Consider the following 1,260-nt stretch of genomic DNA (forward strand, 5'->3'; position numbering starts at 1 on the left):
ACTCTGTACAACTGGGTGATTTCGTTAAGACTTCAATGAATTGTTTACTGAATCAGACGTATCAAAACATTGAATTTATCTGTGTGAATGATGGTTCTACAGATTCTACATTGGAAGATTTGGAATATTTTGCAAAAAAAGATGCAAGAATTAAAATCTATACAAAAGAAAATCAAAAATACGCTCAGTATTCTAAAGCTTACGGACAGGAAAAAGCTGAAGGTGAATTTATTTTTTTGTTTGATCATGATGATCTGATCGATTCCGATACCATCGAAAAATGTTATCAAACCTTTCTAAAGCATCCTGAATTAGATATTGTTACCCCAATCGTCATTACAAAATTTACTGATGGAAAAATAAAAAACATCCACAATATTTACGCAGAAAATACACTGGAAAAAGAATTTGAATACAGACAATTTTCAGGAAAACAGCTGGTGAAAGATACCGTTGGAAGATTTGATATTCACATTCGCGGGCTTTATAAATCTTCTGTTTTTAAATCGCATTCTTTCGCTTTTGGCGAACCTCTTTTAAATGGGGATGAAATCGTAGAGCGATTAATTCTTGAAAAGGCGTCATTTGTTGGCAGCTGCAATGCAGTTTATACGCATTACATTCATCCTGATTCGTCGGCAAAATCGCTTTCATTAAAGAAAATCGATATTACAAGAACCGATTATCTGCTGCGAAAAATTTTTAAACAAAAAGACATTTTTGAGCCCCGAAAATCAATTTTTGAATTTGTAGCCTATAAAAATCTGGTGAATGCTATAAAAATCTTTCATCATTTTTCTCCTCAAATGAACGCAGAAGAAAAATCAATCCAGAAAAAAAGGCTTTCAGAATCTTATACCGAGCTGGATAAAGAAACGGTAAAATCTCAATTTAAAGGAATAAGTAAGCTTTACAATTCTTTTTTATTGTCTAATTTCTCTTTGATGTTTTGGTTTTATAAATTTAAAAACTAAAATTATCGTTCAAAACGCCAGACAAATAATCGGGCAGCAAAATATGCCGGGATATTTTGAAACAAATTCTTTTTTTTAAGATCAAGAGAAAAATCTTGATTAAAATAATCTGAGATTTTCAGTCTTGTAAGATTCTGCATCCTTAATATATTTTTTTTCAGGTATTCTTTATCTTTCAATGCTTTCCACTGCATGATGAGCACCATTTCTTTGAAAAGGATAATTTTCTTCTTGATCAGCTTTTTTAAAGCCTGATTTTTCTCATTATCATGCGCTTGAGTAAAGT

Annotated in this window: 1 protein-coding gene and 1 pseudogene; one reads left to right on the top strand and one right to left on the bottom strand. The window is 31.3% G+C overall.

Features of this window, described 5'->3' with window-relative positions; translation table 11 throughout:
* The coding region (locus tag AB4Y90_RS17945; RefSeq protein ID WP_441558922.1) for a glycosyltransferase family A protein at positions 1 to 974 on the top strand (974 nt) is incomplete at its 5' end.
* A gap of 2 nt (positions 975 to 976) precedes the next feature.
* On the opposite strand, the pseudogene AB4Y90_RS17950 reads toward AB4Y90_RS17945, so the two are convergent.
* Positions 977 to 1,260, bottom strand: a pseudogene (locus tag AB4Y90_RS17950) (hypothetical protein); the annotation flags it as partial.

This window comes from Chryseobacterium sp. 2TAF14 (assembly GCF_052115105.1).
In the GTDB taxonomy this organism is placed as follows: Bacteria; Bacteroidota; Bacteroidia; order Flavobacteriales; family Weeksellaceae; genus Chryseobacterium.